This window comes from Nocardioides plantarum (assembly GCF_006346395.1).
In the GTDB taxonomy this organism is placed as follows: Bacteria; Actinomycetota; Actinomycetes; order Propionibacteriales; family Nocardioidaceae; genus Nocardioides; species Nocardioides plantarum.
Genome location: NZ_VDMS01000002.1, coordinates 343,033 through 364,043, shown reverse-complemented (window position 1 = coordinate 364,043; position 21,011 = coordinate 343,033). Strand labels below are relative to the sequence as shown.

Genomic DNA, 21,011 nt, shown 5'->3' with positions numbered 1-21,011 from the left:
GGGGACATGAGGATCCTGGTGGCCCCCGACAAGTTCGCCGGCACCCTCACGGCCGTGGAGGCGGCCGAGGCGATCGCGACCGGGTGGCGCCGTCGGGCGCCCGACGACGAGCTCGACCTGGCGCCGATGGCCGACGGGGGACCGGGCTTCGTCGACGTGCTCCACGCCGCCCTCGGCGGGGAGCTGCACGTGGTGACGGTCGAGGCGGTCAGCGGCGAGCGGGTGCCGGCGACGATCCTGCGGGTCGGCACCACGGCCTACGTCGAGAGTGCGCAGTCCTGTGGCCTGCACCTGCTGGGCGAGGGCGACGCCGAGCGTGCCGCGACCAGCGGCGTCGGCGAGCTGGTGCTCGCGGCGGTCGACGGCGGGGCGGCCAGGGTGGTCGTCGGCCTCGGCGGATCGGGCAGCAACGACGGGGGAGCGGGCCTGCTGGCCGCGCTCGGCGCTACCGCCGACGGCCCCCTCGACGGCGGCCCCGCACACTTCGGCGGGCTCTCCGCGGTCGACCTCGCCCCAGCGCGTGAGCGGCTCGCCGGGGTCGAGCTGGTGATGGCCAGCGACGTCGACATCCCGCTGACGGGGCTGTTCGGCGCCACCAAGACCTTCGGGCCGCAGAAGGGCATCGCCGAGGACCGGATCGCCGAGGTCGACGGCTGGCTGGAGCGTCTCGCCCACGCCACCGACCGGCGTACGGCGCTCGAGAAGGGTGCCGGCGCCGCCGGCGGCCTGGGCTTCGCGCTGCTGTGCCTGGGCGCGCGCCGCGAGCCCGGCATCGAGCTCGTCACGGGCGCGGTCCGCCTGGCCGAACGCGCCCGCGCCGCCGACCTGGTCGTCACCGGTGAGGGCGCCTTCGACTTCTCCAGCCGTTCCGGCAAGGTGCCGTACGGCGTCGCCGAGGTCGCCGCCGAGGCCCTGCGACCGTGCATCGCGCTGGCGGGGCAGGTCCTGGTCGGCTCCCGCGAGATGCGCGCGCTCGGCATCGAGTCGGCCTACTCCCTCGTCGACCTGGTGGGTGAGGAGCGCGCCTTCGCCGACCCTGCCGCCAGCCTCGCCGACCTCGCCACCCGGGTCGCCCGGACCTGGTCGCACCCCTGACCCACGGGCCGGGCCGGCCCTGACGGGAATAGCCGTTGGTGTGACACCATTGAGGTGAGGACAGACCACTACGTCTCGCAAACGGGAGCACACACATGACCGAGCAGCTCGAGACCACAGAGCGTCGCACCGACCAGATCAACCTGAGCCCGGTCGCGGCCGACAAGGTGCAGAGCCTGCTGGCGCAGGAGGGACGCGACGACCTCGCGCTCCGGATCTCCGTGCAGCCGGGCGGCTGCAGCGGCCTGCGCTACCAGCTCTTCTTCGACGAGCGCACCCTCGACGGCGACGTCGTCACCGACTTCGACGGCGTGTCCGTCGTCGTCGACCGGATGAGCGTCCCCTACCTCAACGGTGCCGAGATCGACTTCGTCGACTCCATCGAGAAGCAGGGCTTCACGATCGACAACCCCAACGCCACGGGCTCGTGCGCGTGTGGAGACAGCTTCCACTGAGCGAGCGAGCAGCAGGTCCGCGAGGAACGAGCGGACCTGCGTGGCGAGCGAAGATCGAGCAAGCGACACGACTGAGGAACGAAGTCGTGTGAGCGCGTCGAGATCACCGCAGCGGCAGACCAACGCAACAACCCCGCCGAATCACCGGCGGGGTTGTCGCGTTTTTGTCAGCTCACTCCAGATGGAAGTGCAGGGCTCCCGCGATCCGCACGGCCGCCGCGGAGTAGGTGATCTCGCGCTTGGGCTGCTCGGTCGGCTGCTCGTCGAAGTGGATGCTCGGGGCCGGCCGCGTGGCCAGGCGGGCGGCCTGCTCGAGGCGGGCGCTCGTCGCGCGGCAGTCGGCCTGCATCTCGGACAGGGCGGCCAGGTCGTCGTACGAGGAGGTCATGGGGACGACGCTAGGAGCTACCGAGTGGTACCGGAACGCATACCGATCGGTAGTGTTCCGACACGTGTCTCTCCTCATCGCCGGGTCCATCGCGACCGACCACCTGATGAGCTTCGGCGGCAAGTTCGCCGACTCGCTCGTCGTCGAGCAGCTCGACAAGATCTCGCTGTCGTTCCTCGTCGACGACCTCGAGATCCGGCGCGGGGGCGTGGCGGCCAACATCGGCTTCGGGCTCGGCTGCCTGGGCCTCGACCCGGTCCTGGTCGGATCGGCCGGCGAGGACTTCGCCGACTACCGCTCCTGGCTCACCCGCCACGGCGTCGACTGCACCCACGTGCGCATCTCCGACACCCGTCACACGGCCCGGTTCGTGTGCACCACCGACCCGACCGGCGCCCAGATCGCCTCGTTCTACCCCGGCGCGATGAGTGAGGCCCGGTTGATCGAGCTCGGCCCGATCGTGGCCCGCGTCGGTGTCCCCGACTACGTGCTCATCGGGGCCGACGACCCCGACGGCATGCTGCGGCACACCGAGGAGTGCCGCCAGCGCGGCTACAAGTTCATCGCCGACCCGAGCCAGCAGCTCGCGTTCAGCGACGGTGAACTGATCCGCAAGCTCGTCGACGGCGCGACCATCCTGTTCTCCAACGAGTACGAGTCGCACATGATCGAGCAGAAGACCGGCTGGTCGGCCGAGGAGGTCCTCTCCCGGGTCGGCACCCAGGTCACCACGCTCGGCAAGCACGGCTCGCGGGTGATGCGGGCCGGCCAGGAGTCGATCCTGGTCCCCGCCGCCACCGACGTCACCGCCGTCGAGCCGACGGGCGTCGGCGACGCCTTCCGGGCGGGCTTCCTGGCGGCGCTCGACTGGGGTCTCGACCTCGAGCGCGGCGCCCAGGTCGGCTCGGTGCTCGCGGCCTACGTCGTCGAGACCGTCGGCACCCAGGAGTACACCTTCACGCCGGCCGAGTTCGTGGCTCGCGTCGAGGCGTCGTACGGCGCGGCCGCGGCGGCCGACGTGTCCCAGCACCTTCGCTAGCGGCCTGGGCGCGCCAGCTGCGGGGGTCTCGACCCGCCGGTTCGCGTCCTTCGCAGGCTCGGTCCGCGACGGCTCGCTCGACCACCGTCGACGAGGGCACGTGGTCGCAGGCTCCCACGTCCCTCGTCACACGACACACAGCTCGTTGCCCTCGGGGTCGGCGAGGACGACGTGGTCGAGCCCGCGCGGCCCGAACGCCTCGTGCAGCACCGTCGCGCCGAGCGGCAGCAGCTGCTCGACCTTGGCGCGGATGGCGCCCTCGCGCTCGGCCTGCGCGACGTGCCGCCCGCCGGCGACCTGCAGGTCGAGGTGGAGCCGGTTCTTGGCGGTCTTGGGCTCGGGCACCCTCAGGAACCCGATCGAGGGGCCGACGCCGTCGGGATCACGGATCGAGGCACCGTCGTCCCACTCGTCCTCGGGCACCTCGTGGTCGCGCAGCCACGACTCCCAGGTGTCCCACCCGGTCGGCGGGGGAGCCTCCTCGTAGCCCAGGGCGACCGCCCAGAACGCGGCCTGCGCGCGGGCGTCGGCGCAGTCGAAGGTCATCGTGATCGGCACCATGGCGGGTCCTGGCTCCTCGGCTGGTCGGGGTCAGTGGGTCCGCCGCACCAGGTAGCGCGGCGTCGCGTCGTCGGCGAGGTCCTCGCCGAGGTAGTCGTGCTCCTTCATCCGGCACCACGCGGGGACGTCGTAGCGGGCGGCCACGTCGTCGGCGACGACCGCCAGCAGCCCGCCGACCGGCACCTCGCCCACGCGGTTGGCCAGCTCGATGATGGGCGCGGGGCAGAGCATCGCGCGGCAGTCGAGCTCGAGGTCGACCCGCGACGGCGGACTCACGACCGCAGCCCCGCGACGACCTCGGGCAGCGCCGCGCAGAACGCCTCGACGTCGGCTGCGGTCGTGTCGCGCGTCAGCGAGACCCGCACGTTGCCGTGGGTCAGCGCGCCCATCGCGGCGAGCACTCGGGACGGCTCGAGGGTCGAGGCGGTGCAGGCCGACCCGCTGGCCACCCCGAAGCCGCGGCGATCGAGCTCGGTGACCAGCCGCTCACCGTTGACGTAGAGCACCGAGAACGTGAGCAGGTGGGGGAGCCGGTCGACCGGGTCGCCGACCACGTCGACGTCGTCGAGGGCGCCCACCGCCGCCCGGATCCGGTCGACCAGGGCGTGCTGGCGGGCGTTGACCTCGGCGCGCTCGGCGACCACTGCCTGGAGGGCCGCGGCGGCGGCCAGGGCGGCCGGGACGTTCTCGAACCCGGTGGCGCGGGGGTCGGCGCGGTCGTCGTCGGGGAAGGGGGTGAGCCAGGGCGCGCGGTGGCGCACCAGCAGGACCCCGACGCCCGCCGGCCCACCCCACTTGTGGGCCGAGCCGGCCAGTGCCGCCCAGTGCGGGGGGAGCGGGAGCCGGCCCATCGCGGAGCAGGCGTCGACGAAGACCGCTGCGCCCGCCGGGGGGTCCGGGAGGTGCTGGACGGTCCCCACCTCGTGGTTGGCCGCCTGGACCGCCACCACCCGGGAGCTCTCGGCCTCGGCGTACGGCGGGTGGAGGCTGGTGGTGTCGACCCGGCCGAGCCGGTCGACGGGGAGCGACCGCGTCGGACGACCCGACCACGCGGCGGCGTGCAGCACCGCGGAGTGCTCGACGTCGCTGTGCACGATCGTCGCCGTCGGGTCGGCCCGGAGCAGGCCGAGCAGCCCCCGGTGGACCGCCTCGGTGCCCGACCCCGTGAACGTCACCTCGTCGGCGCGTACGCCGAGCGACTCGGCCACCACGGCCCGGGCGTTGTCGAGCAGCAGTCGCGCGTTGCGGGCCGGGTGGTGCAGCCGGCGCGGGTCGGCGTACCCCACGTCGAGGGCCGCCAGGAGGCTCGCGCGGGCAGCGGGATGGAGCGGCTCGGACGACGCGGCGTCGAGGTAGCGCGACGATTCGACTCCGGACTCGGACACACCACGATCCAACCACCCACCCGGGGGGCCCCGAACGACCTGATCGCGATACTGTGCTCCTGTTCATGACCGCCTGAGAGGAAGTCTCCTTCGTGGGTCTGCAGCTCCCCGAGCGCTCGGCACCGACGCGGCTTCGCCGCATCGGACTGGCCGGCATGCTGGGTCTCATCTTCGTCCTGCTCGCCGGGTGCGGCTCCGACAGCCAGGGCGAGCGCCTCGGCATGCCCAAGCCGATCACCAAGGAGGGTGAGCACACCCTCGACCTGTGGCAGGGCGCGTGGATCGCCGCCCTCGCGACCGGTGTGGTCGTGTGGGGCCTCATCTTCTTCGCCATCTGGAAGTTCCGGCGTCGTCACGACGACGAGGTCCCGGTCCAGACGCGCTACAACCTGCCGCTCGAGATCTTCTACACGATCTTCCCGATCATCATGGTCATCGTCTTCTTCGACCACACGATCTCGACGCAGAACGCGGTCCTCAACGACCCCGACGTCAAGCCGCAGAACACGATCTACGTCGTGGGCCAGCAGTGGCAGTGGACCTTCAACTACCCCGACGAGGTCAAGGACGACTCCGGCAAGCCGGTCAACGTCTACAAGGTCGGCACCAGCAGCGACGTCCCGACGCTGCACCTTCCCGTCGGCGAGACCACGCGCTTCGAGCTGCGCAGCCCCGACGTCATCCACGACTTCGGCGTCCCGGGCTTCCTGATCAAGATGGACGTCATCCCCGGTCAGAAGAACCACTACCAGGTGACGCCCAAGACCACCGGCACCTACACCGGCAAGTGCTACGAGCTCTGCGGGGTCTACCACTCCCGGATGATCTTCGAGGTCAAGGTCGAGTCCCGCGCGGACTACAACGCCTACCTCCAGAGCCTGGTCGATGCCGGTGACACCTCCGACGAACCCATCTGCGGCGGCAAGTTCGCAGAGACCCAGGTCGGTCTCGACGACACCGACTCCGAACAGGGGATCTGCCAGTGACCACGACCGCCGACCCGACCAAGGTCGATGCCCCGGCCCGCAAGCCCCTGGGCCAGGAGCTCGTCCGGATCCTCACCACGACCGATCACAAGCTGATCGGCAAGATGTACCTCGTCACGTCGTTCACGTGGTTCCTGCTCGCCGGCCTGATGGCCCTGGTGATCCGCTCCGAGCTGGCCTTCCCGGGCAGCCAGATCGTCAACGAGGAGCTCTACAACCAGCTCTTCACGATGCACGGCACGATCATGCTGCTGCTCTTCGCGACGCCGCTGTTCTTCGGCTTCGCCAACGTGATCATGCCGATCCAGATCGGCTCGCCCGACGTGGCGTTCCCCCGGCTCAACATGTTCAGCTACTGGCTGTTCCTGTTCGGCGGCCTGATCGCGGCGTCCGGGTTCCTGACCCCGGGCGGTGCGGCCGACTTCGGCTGGTTCGCCTACACCCCGCTGTCCGACGCCATCCGCTCACCGGGTGTCGGCGGTGACCTGTGGATCATGGGTCTGTGGATGGCCGGTCTCGGCACCATCCTCGGTGCGGTCAACTTCATCACCACGATCATCTGCATGCGCGCACCCGGCATGACCATGTTCCGGATGCCGCTGTTCGTCTGGAACACGCTGGTCACCAGCCTGCTCGTGCTCGTCGCGTTCCCGATCCTGGCCGGCGCGCTGCTCTCCCTCGAGGCCGACCGCCAGCTCGGTGCGCACGTCTTCGACACCGCCCACGGCGGAGCGATCCTCTGGCAGCACCTGTTCTGGTTCTTCGGGCACCCCGAGGTCTACATCATCGCCCTGCCGTTCTTCGGCATCATCACCGAGATCCTGCCGGTCTTCAGCCGCAAGCCGATCTTCGGCTACGTCGGCCTGGTCGGCGCCACCCTCGGCATCGCGATCCTGTCGGTCGCCGTGTGGGCCCACCACATGTTCGTCACCGGCGCGGTCAACCTGCCGTTCTTCTCCGGCATGACCTTCCTGATCGCGGTCCCGACAGGAGTGAAGTTCTTCAACTGGATCGGAACGATGTGGGGCGGGTCCATCTCCTTCGACACGCCCATGCTGTGGTCGGTCGGGTTCTTGACGACCTTCCTGTTCGGCGGGCTCACGGGCATCATCCTGGCCAGCCCGCCCCTCGACTTCCACGTCTCCGACTCCTACTTCGTGGTCGCCCACTTCCACTACGTCGTCTTCGGCACCGTCGTGTTCGCGATGTTCGCCGGCTTCTACTTCTGGTGGCCCAAGATGACCGGGCGGATGCTCGACGAGCGGCTCGGCAAGCTCCACTTCTGGCTGCTCTTCGTCGGCTTCCACACCACGTTCCTGGTCCAGCACTGGCTGGGCGTCGAGGGCATGCCGCGCCGCTACGCCGACTACAAGGCCTCCGACGGGTGGGAGACGCTCAACCAGGTCTCGACCATCGGCGCCTTCCTGCTGGGTGCCTCGACGCTGCCGTTCCTCTACAACGTCTACGTGTCCCGCAAGGCCCCCAAGGTCGAGGTCGACGACCCGTGGGGCTGGGGCCGCTCTCTCGAGTGGGCCACCAGCTGCCCGCCGCCGCGACACAACTTCCACTCCATCCCGCGGATCCGCTCGGAGTCGCCGGCCTTCGACCTGCACCACCCCGAGGTCGCGGCCATCGAGCTCGACGACAACGTCTCGGCGCGTGACGGCAAGTTCGCCGACGCGCCCGACATGGAGGGTCGCGACACCCTGCTCAAGGAGCGCCTCGACCAGGACACCGCCCGCGACACCACGCGCGACGACGACGAAGACGGGAACCCCACGCGATGAAGTCCGAGGCTTGGATCTTCGGGATCACGACCGTCTTCGTGGTCCTGGTGACCCCCGCCTACTGGCTGGTCACCGACAGCAGCGACAAGGGCGGTGACTGGACCGGTACCTCCGCGCTGGCCATGACCGGGCTGCTGACGCTCATGGTCACCCTCTACCTCGGCTTCCACGCCAAGAAGATGGACCCGCGTCCCGAGGACCGCCTCGACGGCGAGATCGCCGACGGCGCCGGGGAGCTCGGGTTCTTCCCGCCGTACTCCTGGTGGCCGCTGTGGTGCGGTGCCACCCTCGGCGTGATGGTCTTCGGCGTCGCTGCCGGCGCCTGGTGGCTGTTCATCATCGGCGGCATCCTCGGTGCGGTCGCCCTGGCCGGCCTCGTCTTCGAGTACTACCGAGGCGTCCACGCCCACTGAGGGCTGACGACGCGCGTCGGTCGACCGGCGAATCGGGTCTGTGCCCGACCGGGAGTTACCCTGGGTGCTCAGTCGTCTGATCCCGGGAGCCCCGATGTCGTTTGCCTCTGGTCACCTGCGCCGCCGCCAGGCCGCGGCCGCACTGGCCGTCGTCCTCGGACTGTCGCTGGCGGCGTGCAGCAGCTCCGACGACTCGGACGGCGCCGCCCCGAGTCGCCAGGGTGACGCCACGGGCAGCACCGACGGGGGCGCGACCGGCTCCAGCGTCGCCGAGGGCGACGAACCCGAGCCGACCGGCCCCGCCATCGACGTCAACGTGGCCCAGGGCTCACGCGACGTCCCGGTCTCGACGCTGGTCGAGGTCACCGCCGCGAGCGGCTCGCTGACCTCGGTCGCGGTCACCTCCCCGGCCGGCAAGGTCGCTGGTGCCCTGAGTGACGACGGCCGCTCGTGGACCGCCTCGGAGCGTCTCGAGCCCGACACCAAGTACGTCGTCACGGCCGCCGCCGAGGCCGACGGCGCCTCGTCGAAGGCCCGCACCAGCTTCCGCGCCCAGGCGCTGAGCCTCGACGAGCAGACCTACCCGTCGGTGGCGCCCCTCGACGGCGAGACCGTCGGTGTCGGCATGCCCGTCATCGTCACCTTCGACCTGCCGGTGACCGATCACGCCGAGTTCGAGCGGCACATGAAGGTCACGGCCTCGCCGGCCCAGAAGGGCTCCTGGTACTGGCTCAGCGACACCGAGGCCCACTGGCGCCCCGCGACGTACTGGAAGGCCGGCACCAAGGTCGACGTCGACGTCGACGTCAACGGCGTCGATGCCGGCAACGGCATCTACGGCCAGGAGAACCGCACGGTCAAGTTCGACGTCGGCGCCTCCCACGTCTACAAGGTCGACGCCCAGACCCACCAGATGAAGGTCCTCGAGAACGGCAGGCTGCTGCGCACCCTCCCGATCACCACGGGCAAGGAGGGCTTCACGACCCGCTCGGGCGTCAAGGTCATCGTCGAGAAGTTCGACTCCAAGCGGATGAACTCCGAGACCGTCGGCATCCCCCAGGGCAGCTCGGAGTCCTACGACATCGACAACGTCCAGTGGGCCATGCGACTGACCTACTCCGGCGAGTTCATCCACGCCGCGCCGTGGTCCGTCGGGTCCCAGGGCCACGCCAACGTCTCCCACGGGTGCACGGGCATGAGCACCGCCGACGCCGCCTGGCTCTACGCCATGAGCCGCCGCGGCGACGTCGTCGAATACACCGGCACCGACCGCCCGATGACCTTCGACAACGGCTACGGCGACTGGAACAAGTCCTTCGGCCAGTACCGCAAGGGTTCCGCTCTCTGACCCCCCGCTGACCCGTCGCCCATGGGCGACGGGTCGATGCCAGATCGACGCTGACCCGTCGCCCATGGGCGACGGGTCAGCGCTGCCTGTGGATGACCGGATGCGGGCTTGGTGGATCTGCCTCACCATCGTCCGCATGACGCGACCCCTGACCGGTGACCTGCTCGCCGAGCTGCTGGCGATGCTCCCGGGCGACCGTGCGTTCAGCTCGGCGGAGGCCGACGACCTGTCGGTGTCGTCGGGTCAGCGTCGTCTGCTCGTCGGCAAGGGCCTGCTGCGGCGGCCGCTGCCCGGCGTGCTCCACGTCGCCGCGCTGCCGGACACGCTCGACCTGCGCCTGCAATGCCTGGCCCTGGTCGTGCCCGCCGACTGCGTGGTGACCGACCGGACTGCCGCCTGGGCCTGGGTGGGGGAGCGGGCCTTGGCCCCCGGGGACCACCGTCGTACGCCGCGGGCGTCGGTCTTCGCACCGCCCGGGAGGCGGTTGCGTAACGACCTGACCGACAGCGGCGAGCGCAGGCTGCTCGATCGCGACGTGGTGGACCTCGGTGGGCTGAGGGTCACCAAGCCCCTGCGCACCGCGTGCGACCAGGGACGGCTGCTGACGGCCGACCAGGGCCTGGCCGCGATGGACAGCCTGGCGACGCTGCGCTGCTTCGACGTCCCCGAGCTCGTCGAGGAGCTCGACCGGTTCAAGGGCTACCGAGGGATCGTCCAGGCCCGTCAGTGGGCACCGTGGGTCGATGGGGGCTCGGACTCCCCGTTCGAGTCCATCGCACGCAAGCGCTGGATCGAAGCCGGGCTGCCCCGGCCGCAGTGCCAGGTGCCGGAGGTGGCCCCGGACGGTGGTGAGTACTTCATCGACGTCGGTCTCCCCGGGGAGCTCTTCGGGTGCGAGTACTTCGGCGAGGAGTTCCACGGTGTCGATGACGAGCCCGCTGACGGGGCCCGGCTCGAGTGGCTGCGCACGACGAGGCGGTGGTCGCTCGTCGTGGCGCGCAGGGACAACGTGGTGGGGCCCCGGCAGGACCTCGAGCAGCTGCTCCGACTGGAGTGGCAGCGACACCGCTCGGCACGCCCCGTCACCCCCTGAACGACCGCTGACCCGTCGCCCATGGGCGACGGGTCAGCGTGAGATGCAGATCGACCCGTCGCCCATGGGCGACGGGTCGATCTGGGTGGTGCTGATCTGGTGGTGCGGGGGCGACCTACTGGTCGTCGTGGCCGCGCAGGCTCTCGCCCTCGACGGCGTGGTGGCCGTCGAACTGGTGGCCGTCGGCGGGGCTGCCGTCGTAGGCCGCGGTGAGTGCGTGCTCGTGCTCGGCGTGGTGGTGCGCCGCCTCGATCTCGGCCGCGGTGGGCTTCTGCAGGGTGTCGGCGAACATCAGCGTCGACAGCTTGGCGCGCACGCCGTCGAGCTTGCCGCCCGGGGCGGCGACGCCGTTCTCGTCGACGTGGCCGTCGGCGGTGTAGACGACATCGCGGTCGCGAGCCGTGAGGCGGTAGGCCTCGGTCTCGCTGATCGGCAGGTGACGCTCGCTGTAGCCGCCCTCGGGGGACCGCATGATGATGCCGGTCTCGTAGCCGTGCAGCAGCCGGTCCTGGTCGTGACGCTGGAGCGAGATGCACCAACGACGGGTGACGAAGAAGGCGATGACGGGGCCGAGGAAGACGGCGACACGCATGAAGTAGGTGATCTGGTTGATCGACAGGTGCAGCTTGATCGCGATGATGTCGTTGCCGCCCGCGGCCCAGGCGAGGCCGTAGAAGGTCATCAGCGCGACCATGATCGCGGTGCGCGTCGGAGCGTCGCGCGGGCGCTGCAGCAGGTGGTGCTCGCGCTTGTCGCCGGTGATCCAGGCGTCCACGAACGGCAGCAGGATCAGCACGACCAGCATCAGCGGGGGAACGATGAGGATCGGGATCATCACGTTCCACGAGATGGTGTAGCCGAAGATCACCGACTCCCAGCCGGGGATGATGCGCAGCAGGCCGTCGGGCCAGCCCATGTACCAGTCGGGCTGGGAGCCCGCCGTGACCTTGGTCGGGTCGTAGGGGCCGAACTTCCACACCGGGTTGATCGACAGCAGGCCACCCATGAACGCGGCGACGCCGAAGACGATGAAGAAGAACCCGCCGGCCTTGGCGGCGTAGACCGGGAGCATCGGGAAGCCGACGACGTTCTCCTCGGTACGGCCGGGACCGGGCCACTGGGTGTGCTTGTGGTAGACGAGCAGCAGCATGTGGGCGGCGATCAGGCCGAGCAGGATGCCGGGGATCAGCAGCACGTGGATCGTGTAGAGGCGCGGGATGATCGCCTCGCCGGGGAACTCCCCGCCGAAGAGGAAGAACGACATGTAGGAGCCCACCACGGGGGTGGCCTTCAAGAAGCCGTCGGCGGCTCGGATGCCGGTGCCGGAGAGCAGGTCGTCGGGCAGCGAGTAGCCGGTGAAGCCCTCGAGGGTGCCGAGCAGCAGCAGGATGCAGCCGATCACCCAGTTGAGCTCACGGGGCTTGCGGAAGGCGCCGGTGAACCACACGCGCAGCAGGTGGACCATCATCGAGGCGACGAAGATCATCGCGGCCCAGTGGTGCATCTGGCGCATCAGCAGGCCGCCGCGTACGTCGAACGACAGCTTGAGCGTGGAGGCGTAGGCCTCCGACATCTCGACGCCGCGCAGCGGGTCGTAGGAGCCCTGGTACTCGATCTCGCCCATGCTGGGGACGTACCAGAGGGTGAGGAACACGCCGCTGAGGAGCAGCACGACGAAGCTCCACAGCGCGATCTCGCCGAGCATGAACGACCAGTGGTCGGGGAAGACCTTGCGCAGGTTCTTCTTCATCGCCCCGCCGAGACCGAGACGGTCGTCGGCCCAGGTGGCGACCGCTCCGGCCTTGCCGGGCTTCTTGGCGGTGGCGGCGGTCGTCGTGTTGCTGTCGGCCACCTTGCTGGTGTCGATGCTCATTTCTCACGATCCCAAAAGCTCGGTCCCACGGGTTCTTTGAAGTCGCTCTGGGCGACGAGGTAACCCTCTTCGTCGACCGCGAGGGGCAGCTGGGGCAGCGGCCGCCCGGCCGGACCGAAGATCACCTTCGCCGAGTCGGCCAGGTCGAACGTCGACTGGTGACACGGGCACAGCACGTGGTGCGTGGTGCGTTCGTAGAGCGAGATCGGGCAGCCGACGTGGCTGCAGATCTTGGAGTAGCAAAGCACGCCGTCGATGCCCCAGCCCTCACCCTGTTGGGACTTCACGTCCTCGGGAGCCATCTTGACGACGATCACGGCGGACTTGGCCTTGGCGACCTGCAGGTCGACGCCCTCGAGGTCGAAGATGCCGTCGGGGACCGCGTTGACCAGGTCGCCGATCTGGAGGTCGGAGACCCGGATGGGGGTGCCGACGACGTCGCGCACGACGCGGATCTTGTCGCGGGTGCCCCACAGCGTGTGCTTGAGGCCAGTGCCCTCGGCGGCGCTGGCGACCGAGGACGGCGTGGGGCCGAGGTCGCGCAGCAGGATGACGACGGGCGCGCCGAGCAGGCCCATGGCCAGCAGCATCGAGCGGCGGATCAGCGGCCGCTTCGCCAGGTCGGACTCCTCGAGGCCGGCGTTGAGGGCCGCGACGGTGGCAGCGCGGTCCTCGTCGGAGGAGCGGGCCGGGTGCCGCATCTCGACCATCTCCTGGTCGGCCATGAGCTTGCGGGCCCACTGGATGATGCCGACGCCGATGAGCATCAGCGCCAGGCCCAGGCAGACCCCGAGCATCACGGTGGAGGCGCCGAGCCCGCCGACGGTCTCCCAGTTGTCGCCGATGTCGAAGACGAAGTAGGAGACGACGAACAGGACGGTGAACACCGCCGACAGCGTGAAGAGCGCCGACACCTGGCGCTCGGCCCGCTTGGCGAGGCCCTCGTCGATGTCGGTCGGACGCCACGTGTGGGCCGGCAGGCCCGGGTTGGCGATCGGCTCCTCGGCGACGGCCGGCAGGTGCGCGTCGTGCCCGGTGTCGCCGGCAGGGTGCTTGTCGAGGTCGCTCACGCGCTCGCTCCGCTCTCGTTCGGACCCGCTGCCCCGGGAGGGAGGCGGACCGCGGTCGTGGACGGCTTGCCCTTCGAGGATCGGGTGGTGTGGGCCGCGATCCAGATCGCGAAGCCGACCAGGCCGCCGATGCCGACGAGCCAGGCGAACAGGCCCTCGCTCACCGGGCCGAGGTTGCCGAGGCCGGAACCGCCGTAGCCGGGGGTCTTCTCGGTCTCCTTGAGGTAGGCGATGACGTCGCGCTTGGACTCAGGGGTGAGGTTGCCGTCGGAGAACGACGGCATCTGCTGGGGGCCGGTCAGGAGCGCCTCGTAGATGTAGCGGGAGTCGACGCCGCGCAGCGTCGGGGCGTGGCCGCCGCGGGGCATGGCGCCGCCGGACCCGTCGAAGTTGTGGCAGGCCGTGCAGTTGGTCAGGAAGATCTGGCCGCCGCGGGTGATCGCGGCCTCGCGCTCGGCCTCGGTGAGGTCGTCGGGCAGCGTGTAGGCGGACTTGTCCGGGATCTCCGGGCCGGTGCCGAGGGAGTCGACGAACGCAGCGAGCTGGCGGGTCTCCTCCTCGTCGAAGACCGGGGGCTTGCGGACGGCCTGCTGGCCCGGCTGGACCAGCGGCATCCGGCCGGTGCCGACCTGGAAGTCGACCGAGGCGGCGCCGACGTCGGTCAGCGGCGGGCCGTACTGGCTGCCCGCCCGGACGGTGGGGATGCCCTCGCCGTTGGTGCCGTGGCACGTGGAGCAGCTCACGAGGAAGAGCTGACGGCCCGCCTCGATGTCGTCGCTGGTGGTGCCGGTCTGCTCGGCCTGCGCACCGGGGGAGAACAGGGAGTAGGCGCCGCCGGTGAGCAGCAGCGCGAGGAACAGCACGGCAAGCCCGGCCAGCGGCTTGCGCCGGTGACGGGAGAGCCTGCCGGCGGATCGGGTGAGGAGTCGCACTGTCTTGGTCCCTAGTCGTCTCGTCGTCAAGCGGGTCAGGTCGGTGGTGTCGGGGCTACTTGATCAGGTAGATCGTGGCGAAGAGCCCGATCCAGACCACGTCGACGAAGTGCCAGTAGTAGGACACGACGATCGCGCTGACCGCCTGCTCGTGGGTGAACTTGCGGGCCAGGTAGGTGCGCCCGAGCACGAGCAGGAAGGCGATCAGGCCGCCGGTCACGTGGAGCCCGTGGAAGCCGGTCGTGAGGTAGAACATCGTGCCGTAGGCCGAGTCGGGGATCGTGATGCCCTCGTGGATCAGCTCGGCGTACTCGAGCGCCTGGCCTCCGATGAACACCGCGCCCATCAGGTAGGTGAGGATGAACCACTCGCGCAGGCCCCACTTGCGGATGTCGAGCAGCCCGCCGGAGCGTCCGACCTGGCCGCGCTCGGCGGCGAACACGCCGAGCTGGCAGGTCAGGGAGGACAGCACCAGGATCGTGGTGTTGCCGGCCGCGAACGGGACGTTGAGGGCCTCGGTGTTCTGGCTCCACAGCTCGGGGCTCACCGAGCGGATCGTGAAGTAGGACGCGAACAGCGCCGCGAAGAACATGAGCTCGCTGGACAGCCAGATGATGGTGCCCACGGCGACCATCGACGGGCGGTCGTGGTGCCCGTGAAGCCGGGAGGCTGGGATCGTTGCAGTGGTCGCCACGGGATCATTATGGCGTGGCCGCTGGCCGATGGCACCACACCCCCCGGGCGAGCCCGACCCGTACGCTCACAGGTATGTCCGCCGCTGCTTCCGTAGCCGTCCTGAGCGCCTCCGAGGTGCTCCCGCGACTGACGCCCGGAGCCTTCTTCAGCCAGTGGTCGCCGGCCCCGCTGCCCGTCGTGGTGACGGTGTGGGCGTGCGGTCTCTACCTGCTCGGTGTGGCCCGGCTGCGACGCCGCGGCGACGCGTGGCCGCTGGGCCGGACCGTGGCCTTCGTCGGCGTCGGGATGGGGGCGTTCCTCGTCGCGACGACGTCGGGCCTGGCGGCGTACGACACGACGCTGGTCAGCGTCCACATGGTGCAGCACATGGTGCTCTCGATGGTCGTGCCGCTCTTCTTGGCGCTCGGTGCCCCGGTGACCCTGGCCCTGCGCACGCTGCCGGCCCGACCGCGCCGGTGGCTGCTCACGCTGCTGCACTCGCGGGTCGCCCGGGTGCTGTCGTTCCCTCCGCTGACCTTCGGGCTCTACGTGATCTCGCCGTGGGCGCTCTACTTCTCCGGCTGGTACCGCGCGTCGCTCGAGCACGTGTGGGTGCACGAGGCGATGCACGTGCACCTCGTCGTGGTCGGTGCGCTGTTCTTCTGGCCGCTGATGGGGATCGACCCGGTGCCGGGCCGGGTGTCCTACCCCTTCCGGGTGGCGCTGACGGTCGGCACGCTGCCCTTCCACGCCTTCCTCGGGATCACGATCATGGGGCAGTCCACCCTGCTCGGCGGCGACTGGTACCCCCGCCTCCACGACGGGCCGATGGGCGAGTGGCTGCCCAGTCCCGCCGCCGACCAGAACCTCGCCGGCGGCATCCTGTGGGCCTCGGGCGACCTGATCGGGCTGTCGTTCTTCGTCGTGCTGTTCGTGCAGTGGGTCCGCCAGTCGATGGCCGAGGCCAAGCGGGAGGACCGGCGCCTCGACCTGATCGAGGCGCGCGAGGCGCGTGCCGCTCAGGCGGCCGAGCCCGCGTCGCCCTCCCACGGCTAGCATGAGCGCCGTGACCGACGCCTCGTCCTCCGCCGCCTCCGGGGCCACCGCGCCCCGCCTCAAGGTGCTCGTCTACAGCGACGACTCCTCCGTGCGCCAGCAGGTGATCCTGGCCCTGGGCCGTCGCCCCCACCCCGACCTCCCCGAGGTCGAGTACGTCGAGGTGGCCACGGAGCCGGTCGTGATCCAGAACATGGACGCCGGCCACATCGCCCTGGCGATCCTCGACGGCGAGGCCGCGCCGGCCGGCGGCATGGGCATCGCCAAGCAGCTCAAGGACGAGATCTACCGCTGCCCGCCCCTCCTGGTGCTCACCGGTCGCCCGCAGGACGCGTGGCTGGCCACCTGGTCCCGCGCCGACGCCGCGGTCCCGCACCCGATCGACCCGATCCAGCTGGCCGAGTCGGTCGTGGGGCTGCTGCGCTCGCGCGTGCCCGCGACGTCTTGACCGTGGTCGTGGGTCTCGAGACGCCGGTGGCCAGCTCGTTCCTCGCTCGCCCGGCTCCTCGACCTCCCGGCGTGATCCGCCGCCTCGCAGGCTCGGCGGCGGCGCCGTGACCTGGCCCGCGGTCTTGTCGGCGCTGGTCGCCGGCACCGACCTGTCGGCCGACCAGGCCTCCTGGGCGATGGGCGAGATCCTCGCGGGCGAGGCCACGCCCGCCCAGATCGCCGGCTTCGCCGTCGCGCTGCGCGCCAAGGGCGAGACCGTCGCGGAGGTGACCGGCCTGGCCGACGCGATGTACGCCCGGCGTACGCGCATCACCGTCGAGGGTCGACTGCTCGACGTCGTCGGTACCGGAGCCGACCGCTCCAACTCGGTCAACATCTCGACCATGGCCGCCATCGTCGCCGCGGGCGCGGGGGTCACCGTGGTCAAGCACGGCAACCGGTCGGCCTCGTCCCTGGCCGGCAGCGCCGACGTGCTCGAGGCTCTCGGCATCCGGCTCGACCTGCCGCCCGACCGGGTGGCCGCCGTCGCCGAGGAGGCCGGCATCACGTTCTGCTTCGCGGCCGCCTTCAACCCCGCGATGCGCCATACGGCCGTGCCGCGGCGCGAGCTCGGGATCGGCACGACCTTCAACTTCCTCGGCCCCCTGGCCAACCCCGTGCGCCCCGCGGCCCAGGCCATCGGGTGCGCCGACCCGCGGATGGTGCCGGTGATGGCGGGGGTGTTCGCCGAGCGGGGCTCGGACGCCTGGGTCTTCCGCGGGGACGACGGCCTCGACGAGCTCACCACGACCACGACCTCGACCGTCTACGTCGCCACCGGGGGAGCGGTGACCGGTCCGTTCACGGTCGACCCCACCGCCCTGGGCCTGGCCCCCGCCACGACCGCCGACCTCGTCGGTGGCGACGCCGCCCACAACGCCGACGTCGTACGCCGCCTCCTCGCCGGCGATCCCGGCCCGGTCCGCGACGCCGTCGTCCTCAACGCGGGCGCGGCCCTCGCCGTGCACACCGCCGACGGATCGGCGCTCGACGACGCCCTGGCCGCCGGCATCGTGCGGGCGACCGCCGCCATCGACTCGGGTGCGGCCCACGCCACCCTCGAGCGGTGGGTGGCCGCCGCGGCGTCCTGAGGTCCTGAGGAGCGCCGCCTCAGAGGTCGAGGACGTACTCGCGCCCGTTGGGTCGGAACCCCACGCGGGCGTAGTAGGCGTCGACCATGCCGGGCGGGCTCATCACGTGGCGGAAGCCGAGCGCCGCCAGCACCCCGCTGTGGCGCCATACGAACTCGCCGGGGGTGAAGTCGCGGTAGCGCGGGGTCACGTAGTCGAGCCTGACGCGGGCGACGTCGTGGTCGGCGTCGACGAGCACGACGCCGACGGTCTCGTTGCCGTGCAGCACCACGAAGGCGTGGTCGCGCTCGGCGACCGGGGCCCAGGTCGAGTCCGGCTGGTAGCGCCGGATGTCGTCGCCGTGGACCGCGAGCAGGTGCCGCAGGTAGGCGTCGTCGCGGCCGACCTCGATCACCTCGAAGGCGGTGGCGTCGTGCCGGTCGCGGAGCAGACGCACCAGGAACCACACGTTGATCGCGGCGAGCACGGCGTTCATCCCGACCATCGGCCAGACCTCGAGCAGGGCGTTGAACACCAGCAGGATCAGGCAGCCCACCAGGTTGAGCGCCCGGAAGCGGAGCACCCGCGCCTGCAGCAGGGAGAACACGAGGAGGGCGCTGCCGCCCCAGCCGACGAGATCGAGCCAGGTCATCGCGCGACTGTAACGACAGTCACAGTGTCCGGGTCACCGTGGTCACCAGGCCAGCGGGATCGCAGGTCGAGATCAGTCGAGCCCGAGGGAGAACGCCGACTCCAGGTCGTGGCGGGAGTAGGCCCGGAACGCGATGTGGGTCTCGGTCTCGCGCACGCCCGGGACCTTGTTGACCCGGTCGGCCACCACGGCGGCGACGTCCTCGTGATGGCGGACCCGGACCATCGCGATCAGGTCGATCTGGCCGGTGACGGAGTAGACCTCGGTCACCCCGTCGAGCGCGGCGATGGCCTCGGCGACCTGGGGGATCTGGTCGACCGCGGCCTTGACGAACACGATGGCGGTGATCACGGGGCCCACCCTAGTGGTGCGGGTCCGAGGTTCATGATGGCTTGGCGTGCTCAGGGTGCGTGCCTTCGCGGTGCCGGCGGTCCGACGGCATACCTGGTCGTCTTCGGAGATCGCCGGTGCCGCGAGGTGCGTGGCCTCAGTGCGCGAAGCGGCCAAGAACCTCGGCCCCGTGCCACTAGTGATCGACGAACGCCGCGGGATCGTCGAGCGAGCCGTGGCGGGCGAGCTGACGGCTGGCGCCGGCGACGGGACAGGTCCACTGGCCGTCGATGTCGACCAGGCGTACGCCGGGCGCCTCGAGCCACCGCAGCACCCGCTCGGTCTCCGCGGCCGTGGCGGCCGGCGTCGGGCCGGGGGTGCCGGACGGTGCCGGGACGGTCTCGGCCGTGGTGCGCAGGGCGGCGACGTAGGCGTGGGCGTCGGTGCCCGACGGGATGACGCCGGCCCCCGCGAGCCGGCCGTAGCGCACGACGTGGACGGCCCAGCGGCCGTCGTCCTCACGGCGGACGGCCACGACCTCGGGGCAGTAGGTGAGGGAGGTGAGCCGCTGCGTGCGGGCGGCGGCCCGGACGAACGCGGCCAGCCGGTCACGGTGGACGCCGGCCTCCTCGAACCGCTCGTCGGCCGCCAGCGCGGCCATCCGGGCGTTGACCAGGTCGACGACGTCGTCGGGGCGGCGCAGCAGGGTCTCGCGGAGCTGGCGGACGACGGCGGCGTAGGTGTGCTCGTCGACGCTCCCGTCGCACGGCGACAGGCAGCGGCCCATCTCGGCCAGGACGCAGGCGGTGCGCGACGGGCGCCGGCCGAACCGGTCGGAGCACTGTCGGACCGGGAAGGTGTCGTGGAGCGCGGCCAGGCACTTCTCGGCTGCGGCGCGCGAGGAGAACGGACCGAGGTAGTCGGCCTCGTCGTCGAGCACCTTGGCCACCAGCGACAGCCGCGGCCAGGGCTCGCGGGTCAGCTTGACGAAGGTGGTCTTCTCGGGGAACTTCGAGCGCTTGTTGTAGGTCGGCTTGTGCTGGGCGATCAGACGTAGCTCGCGCACCTCGGCTTCGAGCGGGGTCGCGCACTCGATGGCCGTGACCTGGGCGGCCAGGCGCACCATCTCACCCATCCGCGAGCGCGTCTCGGACGCCGTGAAGTAGGAGCGCACCCGCCGGCTGACGTCACGGGAGGTGCCGACGTAGAGGACGCGGTCGGCGTCGTCGCGGAACAGGTAGACGCCCGGCGCGTGGGGCAGGCCGTCGGCGAGGTGGCGCTTCTTGCGCTGCGCGGCGCTGACCCGCGACGAGAAGGTCTGCAGCTCCTCGAGCGTGGAGACCCCCTGGGCGCCGACCCGCTCCATCAGGCCGTGGAGCACGTCGACGGTCGCCCGGGCGTCGGAGAGCGCCCGGTGGTCGGGGGTCGTGGTGGAGCGGAAGGCGCGGGCCAGGGACGACAGCTTGCAGTTGGGTGCGTCGTCGCGGGTGATCACGCGGCGGGCGAGCACGGCGGTGTCGACGACCTCGAAGGCGGGCCAGGGACGCTCCTGCTGGGCGGCGAAGTGGCGCAGGAAGCCGACGTCGAAGGGAGCGTTGTGGGCCACCAGGACGCAGCCGGCCGCGAACTCGAGGAACGCTGGCAGCACCGACTCGATCGGCGGGGAGTCGGCGACCATGGAGTTGCTGATGCCGGTGAGGACCGCGATGAAGGCCGGGATGTCGGTGCGGGGGTTGACCAGGGTCTGGAACTCCCCGAGGACCTCGCCGCCTCGGACCTTGACCGCACCCACCTCGGTGATCATCGAGCCCGCCTGGGCCGACCCGCCCGTGGTCTCCAGGTCGACCACGCAGAAGGTGATGTCGCTCAGCGGACGGCCCAGCTCGTCGAAGCTGCGCTGCGACTCCCAGCGACTCCCCGGTCGGGCTCGCTCACCGGCGGTGGTGGTCATGGATCGGACCGTAGGCGTGGGCACGGACAGTTCGCGTGCCGACACCCTGTCGGGGGCGAGCTTCGCGAAACTGTCCGTGGTCGGTGCCAGCCTTCGCGACATGACGACACACATCGACTGCGACACCTGCCTGGTCCGCGGTCTCGCCTGTCACGACTGCGTGGTGACGGTCCTGCTCGGTCCGCCGCCCGAGCTCGCCGCGCTGACCATCGACGAGGAGGAGCGCCGTGCCCTCGACGTCCTGGCCGACGGCGGCCTCGTGCCACCGCTGCGCCTGGTGCGCCCGGTGGCCGGCCCCCACACGGAGTCGGCCTGACGACCGGCGTGAGCGGCCGTCGGCACCTGTGACCCACGAGGCTCGTG

At 70.9% G+C, this 21,011-nt stretch carries 23 protein-coding genes; 12 read left to right on the top strand and 11 right to left on the bottom strand.

Annotation, left to right across the window (positions count from 1 at the left end; translation table 11 throughout):
* The first annotated feature begins 6 nt into the window (after positions 1-6).
* Both FJQ56_RS13745 and erpA read left to right on the top strand, forming a co-directional pair.
* On the top strand, positions 7-1,095 hold the full coding sequence (locus FJQ56_RS13745; RefSeq protein ID WP_140010129.1) for a glycerate kinase family protein: 1,089 nt from the start codon (positions 7-9) through the stop codon (positions 1,093-1,095).
* Positions 1,096-1,190: 95 nt separating this feature from the next.
* Positions 1,191-1,550: an iron-sulfur cluster insertion protein ErpA gene (gene erpA, locus FJQ56_RS13740; protein WP_140010128.1), complete on the top strand. Its 360-nt coding sequence runs from the start codon at positions 1,191-1,193 to the stop codon at positions 1,548-1,550.
* Positions 1,551-1,722: 172 nt separating this feature from the next.
* On the opposite strand, the gene FJQ56_RS13735 is transcribed toward erpA, so the two are convergent.
* The gene (locus FJQ56_RS13735; protein ID WP_140010127.1) at positions 1,723-1,938 is read right to left on the bottom strand and encodes a hypothetical protein; all 216 of its coding nucleotides are present in this window, start codon (positions 1,936-1,938) and stop codon (positions 1,723-1,725) included.
* A gap of 64 nt (positions 1,939-2,002) precedes the next feature.
* On the opposite strand from FJQ56_RS13735, the gene FJQ56_RS13730 reads away from it, so the two are divergent.
* Positions 2,003-2,977, top strand: a complete 975-nt coding sequence (locus tag FJQ56_RS13730) for a carbohydrate kinase family protein (RefSeq protein ID WP_140010126.1) — start codon at positions 2,003-2,005, stop codon at positions 2,975-2,977.
* Positions 2,978-3,103: 126 nt separating this feature from the next.
* On the opposite strand, the gene FJQ56_RS13725 is transcribed toward FJQ56_RS13730, so the two are convergent.
* From FJQ56_RS13725 to FJQ56_RS13715, 3 genes are read right to left on the bottom strand one after another with little or no spacing between them, the layout of a single operon-like run.
* Entirely contained in the window at positions 3,104-3,538 is a 435-nt protein-coding gene (locus tag FJQ56_RS13725; RefSeq protein ID WP_211351007.1) for a VOC family protein, read from the bottom strand.
* A gap of 30 nt (positions 3,539-3,568) precedes the next feature.
* The gene (locus FJQ56_RS22460; RefSeq protein ID WP_140010125.1) at positions 3,569-3,814 is read right to left on the bottom strand and encodes a sulfurtransferase TusA family protein; all 246 of its coding nucleotides are present in this window, start codon (positions 3,812-3,814) and stop codon (positions 3,569-3,571) included.
* Positions 3,811-4,923, bottom strand: a complete 1,113-nt coding sequence (locus FJQ56_RS13715; RefSeq protein ID WP_140010124.1) for a cysteine desulfurase family protein — start codon at positions 4,921-4,923, stop codon at positions 3,811-3,813. Before FJQ56_RS13715 ends, FJQ56_RS22460 begins: the two co-directional genes overlap by 4 nt.
* Before the next feature lie 92 nt (positions 4,924-5,015).
* Between FJQ56_RS13715 and ctaC the strand changes: the two genes are divergently transcribed.
* From ctaC to FJQ56_RS13690, 5 genes are all read left to right on the top strand, one after another.
* On the top strand, positions 5,016-5,909 hold the full coding sequence (gene ctaC, locus FJQ56_RS13710; RefSeq protein ID WP_246084154.1) for an aa3-type cytochrome oxidase subunit II: 894 nt from the start codon (positions 5,016-5,018) through the stop codon (positions 5,907-5,909).
* Positions 5,906-7,696 carry an aa3-type cytochrome oxidase subunit I gene (ctaD, locus tag FJQ56_RS13705; protein WP_140010123.1) on the top strand — a complete coding sequence of 597 codons (1,791 nt, stop codon included), beginning with the start codon at positions 5,906-5,908 and terminating at the stop codon, positions 7,694-7,696. Before ctaC ends, ctaD begins: the two co-directional genes overlap by 4 nt.
* Positions 7,693-8,109, top strand: a complete 417-nt coding sequence (locus FJQ56_RS13700; RefSeq protein WP_140010122.1) for a cytochrome c oxidase subunit 4 — start codon at positions 7,693-7,695, stop codon at positions 8,107-8,109. Before ctaD ends, FJQ56_RS13700 begins: the two co-directional genes overlap by 4 nt.
* Positions 8,110-8,203: 94 nt before the next feature.
* Positions 8,204-9,457, top strand: a complete 1,254-nt coding sequence (locus tag FJQ56_RS13695; RefSeq protein ID WP_140010121.1) for a L,D-transpeptidase — start codon at positions 8,204-8,206, stop codon at positions 9,455-9,457.
* Positions 9,458-9,593: 136 nt separating this feature from the next.
* Entirely contained in the window at positions 9,594-10,550 is a 957-nt protein-coding gene (locus tag FJQ56_RS13690; RefSeq protein WP_140010120.1) for a hypothetical protein, read from the top strand.
* A gap of 115 nt (positions 10,551-10,665) precedes the next feature.
* Here the strand turns inward: FJQ56_RS13690 and qcrB are convergent, their stop codons facing one another.
* From qcrB to ctaE, 4 genes are read right to left on the bottom strand one after another with little or no spacing between them, the layout of a single operon-like run.
* Positions 10,666-12,423, bottom strand: coding sequence for a cytochrome bc1 complex cytochrome b subunit (gene qcrB, locus FJQ56_RS13685; protein ID WP_140010119.1), 1,758 nt, complete (start codon positions 12,421-12,423; stop codon positions 10,666-10,668).
* Complete coding sequence (gene qcrA, locus FJQ56_RS13680) at positions 12,420-13,493, bottom strand: cytochrome bc1 complex Rieske iron-sulfur subunit (RefSeq protein ID WP_140010118.1); 1,074 nt, start codon at positions 13,491-13,493, stop codon at positions 12,420-12,422. Before qcrA ends, qcrB begins: the two co-directional genes overlap by 4 nt.
* On the bottom strand, positions 13,490-14,425 hold the full coding sequence (qcrC, locus tag FJQ56_RS13675; protein ID WP_140010117.1) for a cytochrome bc1 complex diheme cytochrome c subunit: 936 nt from the start codon (positions 14,423-14,425) through the stop codon (positions 13,490-13,492). The genes qcrA and qcrC overlap by 4 nt, the downstream gene beginning before the upstream one ends.
* Positions 14,426-14,480: 55 nt before the next feature.
* Positions 14,481-15,119, bottom strand: coding sequence for an aa3-type cytochrome oxidase subunit III (gene ctaE, locus FJQ56_RS13670; protein ID WP_140010116.1), 639 nt, complete (start codon positions 15,117-15,119; stop codon positions 14,481-14,483).
* 74 nt (positions 15,120-15,193) lie between these two features.
* On the opposite strand from ctaE, the gene FJQ56_RS13665 reads away from it, so the two are divergent.
* The 3 genes from FJQ56_RS13665 to trpD all read left to right on the top strand — a co-directional run bounded on the left by FJQ56_RS13665 (position 15,194) and on the right by trpD (position 17,736).
* Entirely contained in the window at positions 15,194-16,156 is a 963-nt protein-coding gene (locus FJQ56_RS13665; protein ID WP_140010115.1) for a cytochrome c oxidase assembly protein, read from the top strand.
* 1 nt (position 16,157) lies between these two features.
* Positions 16,158-16,604, top strand: coding sequence for an Rv3143 family two-component system response regulator (locus FJQ56_RS13660; protein WP_140010114.1), 447 nt, complete (start codon positions 16,158-16,160; stop codon positions 16,602-16,604).
* Between the two features lie 106 nt (positions 16,605-16,710).
* Positions 16,711-17,736: an anthranilate phosphoribosyltransferase gene (trpD, locus tag FJQ56_RS13655; protein WP_140010113.1), complete on the top strand. Its 1,026-nt coding sequence runs from the start codon at positions 16,711-16,713 to the stop codon at positions 17,734-17,736.
* Positions 17,737-17,755: 19 nt separating this feature from the next.
* Here trpD and FJQ56_RS13650 read toward each other — a convergent pair whose 3' ends face one another.
* The 3 genes from FJQ56_RS13650 to FJQ56_RS13640 form a co-directional block, all read right to left on the bottom strand.
* Complete coding sequence (locus FJQ56_RS13650; protein WP_140010112.1) at positions 17,756-18,367, bottom strand: YgjV family protein; 612 nt, start codon at positions 18,365-18,367, stop codon at positions 17,756-17,758.
* Between the two features lie 72 nt (positions 18,368-18,439).
* Positions 18,440-18,718, bottom strand: a complete 279-nt coding sequence (locus FJQ56_RS13645; protein WP_140010111.1) for an Lrp/AsnC family transcriptional regulator — start codon at positions 18,716-18,718, stop codon at positions 18,440-18,442.
* Between the two features lie 175 nt (positions 18,719-18,893).
* Complete coding sequence (locus tag FJQ56_RS13640; protein WP_140010110.1) at positions 18,894-20,648, bottom strand: DEDD exonuclease domain-containing protein; 1,755 nt, start codon at positions 20,646-20,648, stop codon at positions 18,894-18,896.
* 100 nt (positions 20,649-20,748) lie between these two features.
* Here FJQ56_RS13640 and FJQ56_RS13635 point away from each other — a divergent pair, with 100 nt between their 5' ends.
* Entirely contained in the window at positions 20,749-20,964 is a 216-nt protein-coding gene (locus FJQ56_RS13635) for a hypothetical protein (RefSeq protein WP_140010109.1), read from the top strand.
* The last annotated feature ends 47 nt before the right edge of the window (positions 20,965-21,011 follow it).